Below are 5696 nucleotides of genomic sequence, written 5' to 3'. Positions count from 1 at the left end.
CTTCGTCTAACAATTTTAAACCATGCAAGCGATCGATAAAAAGTCTTTTGAAACAATATTCCGGTCGTATTACACTATTTTGTGTAATACGGCTTACAGAATTGTGAAAGATAGAGATGATGCGGAAGATATCGTTCAACACGTTTTTTGCTTGCTCTGGGGACAGCGGGATTCATTGGAAATTCGCCAGTCTGTACTTGCTTACTTAAGCAGAAGTGTAATTAACCATTCGCTAAATAAAGTAAGAGCAAAAGGGAATCAGGTAAAAAGAGAAGACTCTTTTGGGCTTATGACCTATAGCGAACGTAATTATACCCAGGACTCTATTGATTTAAAGGAATTGCAGAAAACTGTAGATAAGGTGATTAATATACTTCCGGAAGCTTGTCGGTTAGTCTTTGTGTTAAGTAGGTACGAAAAACTCTCTTACAGAGAAATAGCAGAGAAATTAAATATTTCGGTAAAAACGGTTGAAAACCATATGGTAAAGGCCTTACGCCACATGAGAAAATACCTAAGTACAGTGGCATTTGCAATTTTTTATTTATTGAATAGGGGTAATCTTTTTTGAGTGTGTCTTAATATAAACGACGTTATGGAAGAACAATTGTTAGAACAGGCAATTCAATCAATGTTGTCTAATGAAACAGAAAATGAAATTTTAATAGAAGGAATTCTTGATCTGGTACAAAGAATACTTGGTTAATTTGAGATGAAAGCCGAAGACGAAAAATACTGGGTTTTAATGAGCCGTTATCTGTCTAATGAGCTTTCCTCGGATGAAACCGATGAGTTGCTGTTATGGATAGAGCAGGACCCATCCAGAACTGAGCTACTGCAGGAGCTTCAGTCCTCATGGGATAAAGCTGTTCATTACAAAGATTACCATACTCAATACTTTGATGTTGAAAAGGCATGGCAAAAAGTTTCTTTAAAGATAGATGAGAAAGAAAAACCTAAAACAGTAATTAATTTGTCATGGCTAAGATATGCAGCTATAATTATTGCACTTCTTAATGTGTGCTGGTTTTCATTCAAATATTTTGACAATAGAAAACAGATACGGATAGAAAACATGGATGGCCAGGTAAAATTGGTGAATACTCCGGACGGATCCGTTATATGGTTAAACAATCGAAGTAAATTAATTTATCAGAAAGGAATGGCAAATCTTAACGAACGCGTTCTGAAACTGGAAGGAGAAGCTTTTTTTGAAGTAGCACCAGATAAAGAGAAGCCTTTCATAGTATTTACTTCAAACACAGAAACCAAAGTTTTGGGAACTTCCTTTAACATTAAACATCAGCATGCAAGTGTAATTGTTTCGGTTGTAACAGGAAAAGTGTCTTTTCAGCCTATAGGAGAAACTAAAGAAAGGATGGTGCTCTTGCCGAATGAAGCGGGAACTTATAGCAGACAGAGGGGGATGTTAAAAACGATGTATGCCAACAAAAATTTTCTGTTCTGGAAGAACCATCAGTTGTCTTTTGAGAATGAGCGTTTTAAAAATGTTATCGCCAGTATAGAGGAAAACTATCAGGTTAAAATTCATGTACAAAACAATTCATTGCTAGACAGACAAATAACCAGTACGTTTAAAGAATCGTCTTTCGAAGAAGTAAGGCAGGTATTGGAAGCCTTGCTGGATTGTAAAATAGAGAAAGTTTCTGACAATAAAACCTACGTCGTTTACTAGTTTTTAATTCAATAGAAATGGAAAAAAAATTTTGGAGATCTATCGTCTTCATGGGATTGTTATGTCTTAATCAAATGACATTTGCCCAAAATTTGAGGCAAATTATATCTGTAGACTATAATCATAAACCATTGAAGGAGATCTTAGATGACCTTAGGGTAAAGCATGGAATACAGTTTTCTTATGATGAATCGCAAATTCCTGTAGATAAGAAGCTAACTGTTAAGATAGCCATTATGCCGGTACATTATATTCTGGATGAAATCTGTAATCAAAGTAATCTGAAATGGCAGCAAGTTTCAAAGAATATTGTTTTGAAGCCTTTAGTCAGCCCTGTTTCGAAAGGGAAGAAGTTATCTCAAACAATCAGAGGGAAAGTTGTAGATAAAGAAAGTAAGGAACCATTAATAGGAGTAAGTGTAAGTGTTTTATCTACCGAGCCAATGAAGACTGGAGTAACGGACCAGAATGGAGAATTTAGATTGGATGATGTAGCAATAGGAAGACAGGATCTTGCATTTTCCTATATGGGATTCGAAAAGTTAATACTGCAGCAACTCCTTGTGGGATCTGTAAAAGAATTAGTGCTTACAGTAGAAATGGTAGAGAAATATAATTCTTTAGGAGAAGTAGTTGTTTCTGCAGGTATCAACAGAGAGGCCCCTTTAAATGAAATGGCTATGATTAGCGCCCGTTCTTTTACAGTTGAGGAGACAAGCAGATATGCAGCAGGAAATTTTGACCCGGCAAGGATGGCTCAGAATTTTGCCGGAGTTACTATAGGTGATGATGTGGGAAATGAAATTGTTATTCGTGGTAATTCCCCGAAAGGATTACTGTGGCGTCTGGAAGGAATTGAAATTAGTAATCCTAACCACTTTGGTGAAGAAGGAAGTTCTGCAGGAGGTATTAGTATGATTAGTTCCAATGTTTTATCAACCTCCGACTTTTATACAGGAGCTTTTCCTGCCGAATATGGAAATGCATTAAGTGGTGTTTTTGACCTGCAGTTTAGAAAAGGTAATTCGGAAAAGAGAGAGCATGCTTTTATGCTGGGAATTTTAGGTACAGAATTTTCTATGGAAGGTCCGTTTTCTAAACAATCCGGAGCATCTTATCTCTTCAACTATCGTTATTCTACCTTGGCACTTCTTGAAAAAATTGGAGTTAATCCGGCAGGGGACAATCCTACTCCGAAATATCAGGATCTCGCCTTTAATATTCATATGCCGACCAAAAAATCCGGGAGTTTTTCATTGTTCGGAATTTTAGGGTATAGTTATCAGCATGGTATTGCAGAAAAAGATAGTTTGAAGTGGGATTCTTATCAGGATAAATTTAATAGGAGAAATAGTTATACATCTGCCAGTATGGGAATCAAGCATCTGACAATGATTAATAGCAGGACATATCTCAAAAATATTATTTCGGCATCTTATTCCAATATAATAGATAATGCAGACACTTTAGATACAGATTATCAACTAAATATTTATGGTAGGGATCGTTTTAATAATTCAGCCTTTCGTTATTCAGGGCTATTAAACTATAAGGTTAGTAATAATAGTACTATACGGACAGGGTTAATGGCTTCGCTTATCAATTTTGATTTTAAATCAATGTCCTATAAGAAAAATTTAGGAAAACTATCAGAATATATAGATGAGAAGCAAAGCACCTATTTGTTGGAAGGCTATGGCCAATGGAAATATCAAATGAATGAAAAGCTCAATCTCAATACTGGTGTCCATATCAGTTATTTTGGATTAAGTAACGATATAAGTATAGAGCCGCGGGTCGGCTTAGGCTATCTACATAATTCAAAAAATAGCTTTAATCTGGCATTGGGGATACATAGCAGAATAGAGCCGCTGGCACTTTATTATGGTAAAAATGAACTGGCAGACGGTTCTGTAAACACCACTAACGAAAATTTGCGGACAACAAAGGCGCTTCATTTAATTGCAGGCTACCAGCATAGTTTTACAAATAATCTGAAACTAAAACTGGAAACTTATTATCAATATTTATATGATGTTCCGATAACTACAGATCCGGCAGTCAATTTTTCCGCGCTAAACATGAGAGATGCCTATTTTATATATTCCAGAAATTATGGCGAGCTGTCTAATAAAGGTAAAGGAAGAAACTATGGGATAGAAATAACTTTAGAAAGAATGTTTGCAAACAGTTATTATTTTTTGCTTACTTCTTCCGTTTACAAATCAGACTTTGCCAATATTCGTAATCAATATTTTCCAACCGTATTTAGTGGAGATTTTTCTACCAATTTTCTCTTCGGAAAAGAAGTAAAGGTGGGAAGAAAGAATGTGCTGGCTTTTAATGGGAAAGTTTTATTGAACGGAGGTAGGAGATATTCACCGCTAAATACTCAGGAATCGATTAAGAACGATTACCCGGTTTATTATGAAGAGCAAGTTAATTCACTTCAGGCACCTGTATATTCAAGAATAGACATGTCGTTAAGATATAGAGTAGACAACCCTAAGATAACCCATACCTTATATCTGGATGTGCAGAACGTACTTAACAAAAGTAATGTTAGAGAAATCTATTATAATGGAGACAAAAAAGAGATCGATACCTTACTCTATACAGGTATTATCCCTACAATTAATTATAAAATAGAGTTTTAAGTATTAAACTAAAAACAATGAAAAAAAGTATTTATTCGATAGCGTTGGTGTTGATGAGCGTTGTGTTAAGCTCTTGTTCCAAAGAATCAATAAGAGGCGAAGGGCCTGTTGAAACGATAGTTAGGACAGATAATATACAGCAGAGTTTTACGTCTTTAAAAGTGAATGGAGAGGCAGAGGTATACGTAAATTACGGAATAACTAAAAACTTAGAAATAAAAGGATATCATAATTTACTCCCGCTATTTATGACAGAAGTAGTAAATAATAAACTTATTTTACAGTATAAAGAAGGTTATAGAGTACGAAATAGTAACATAAAAATATATTTAACCGTTCCATATGTTCCTGCGATAGAAGTTAATGGTAGTTGCGAAGCAGAATTTTTGGGAGATTTCCCTATTCAGAAAGAATTTTATGCAGAGATCAATGGTTCTGGAAATGTTAAATATTCTCGTGTTGAGGTAGGAAATACTCGTTTTGTCATTAACGGAAGTGGTAATATCAACGCTGTAGATGTAATCTCGACTGAATCTGTTGTTAGAATATCAGGAAGCGGGGATGTCAAATTAACTGCCTTGGAGAAGTTAAATGTCGAAATTAGTGGAAGTGGAAAAGTCTTTTATAAAGGAAGGCCGATAATTGAGCAAAAGATATCCGGATCTGGTGAAATTATCTCGTTGTAATACAGTATGATGTGATTTTTTTGAGGAAAAATTTTAAATATGCTTTGAATATTCAGAAAAACAATCTACATTTGCAATCCCGAAACGGAACAAACGTTGAAAGGAAAATAAGGCTGGTGCCTTAGCTCAGTAGGTAGAGCAAAGGACTGAAAATCCTTGTGTCCCTGGTTCGATCCCTGGAGGCACCACAGCAGAAAGCTTCACAGAAATGTGAGGCTTTTTTGTTTTAGGTACTCAAAGGGTGATTGGGGATGGCTTTTGTGGCTTCTCTACAACTTGCTGCAATTAATTAAACAATTAATGAATTAATCAAATAATATACTCCAATTGCTTGGAGTTTGTGTCTTTCTTGGCGCACTTTTTGGCGCGCGCCAAATCACACGTGTACAACGGCAATATTCGAATAAACGTTATTCAGTCCCATATCAGCAAAGCTGTAGAGTCTGGACTAAATAAAAAAGTTGGGGCTAGGGATAAAATATTAGTTTTGTTGTTATTCATCAAGACATTGGAACAGGAACCTCTATCATTGTTATTTTCTTCAGGGCTCATAGGATTTCAAACTCATTCACGTTGAAAAGATGGCAGATGGCTATCATCTATATAATCCCAGCACAATATTCCATCACCTAAAGACATACCATAAAGGCTAAGCTT

4 protein-coding genes and 1 tRNA gene are annotated in these 5696 nt (G+C 35.6%); all 5 read left to right on the top strand.

Annotated elements, in window-relative coordinates; translation table 11 throughout:
• Positions 1-22: 22 nt before the first annotated feature.
• The 5 genes from ABWO41_RS14650 (at position 23) to ABWO41_RS14630 (ending at position 5227) form a co-directional block, all read left to right on the top strand.
• The gene (locus ABWO41_RS14650) at positions 23-571 is read left to right on the top strand and encodes an RNA polymerase sigma-70 factor (protein ID WP_353139613.1); all 549 of its coding nucleotides are present in this window, start codon (positions 23-25) and stop codon (positions 569-571) included.
• Between the two features lie 141 nt (positions 572-712).
• Positions 713-1696 carry a FecR family protein gene (locus ABWO41_RS14645; RefSeq protein ID WP_353139610.1) on the top strand — a complete coding sequence of 328 codons (984 nt, stop codon included), beginning with the start codon at positions 713-715 and terminating at the stop codon, positions 1694-1696.
• Positions 1697-1713: 17 nt separating this feature from the next.
• Positions 1714-4353, top strand: coding sequence for a TonB-dependent receptor (locus tag ABWO41_RS14640; protein ID WP_353139607.1), 2640 nt, complete (start codon positions 1714-1716; stop codon positions 4351-4353).
• Between the two features lie 17 nt (positions 4354-4370).
• The gene (locus ABWO41_RS14635) at positions 4371-5039 is read left to right on the top strand and encodes a GIN domain-containing protein (RefSeq protein ID WP_353139603.1); all 669 of its coding nucleotides are present in this window, start codon (positions 4371-4373) and stop codon (positions 5037-5039) included.
• 115 nt (positions 5040-5154) lie between these two features.
• Positions 5155-5227, top strand: a tRNA-Phe gene (locus tag ABWO41_RS14630).
• The last annotated feature ends 469 nt before the right edge of the window (positions 5228-5696 follow it).

The sequence above is a fragment of the Pseudopedobacter sp. genome (assembly GCF_040392825.1).
Taxonomy (GTDB): domain Bacteria; phylum Bacteroidota; class Bacteroidia; order Sphingobacteriales; family Sphingobacteriaceae; genus Pseudopedobacter.
This window is presented reverse-complemented; position numbering and strand designations above follow the sequence as displayed.

Coding starts and splice junctions, on each gene's coding strand:
- ABWO41_RS14640 (WP_353139607.1), top strand. CDS start 1,714: ATGGAAAAAAAATTTTGGAGATCTATCGTCTTCATGGGATTGTTATGT.
- ABWO41_RS14645 (WP_353139610.1), top strand. CDS start 713: ATGAAAGCCGAAGACGAAAAATACTGGGTTTTAATGAGCCGTTATCTG.
- ABWO41_RS14650 (WP_353139613.1), top strand. CDS start 23: ATGCAAGCGATCGATAAAAAGTCTTTTGAAACAATATTCCGGTCGTAT.
- ABWO41_RS14635 (WP_353139603.1), top strand. CDS start 4,371: ATGAAAAAAAGTATTTATTCGATAGCGTTGGTGTTGATGAGCGTTGTG.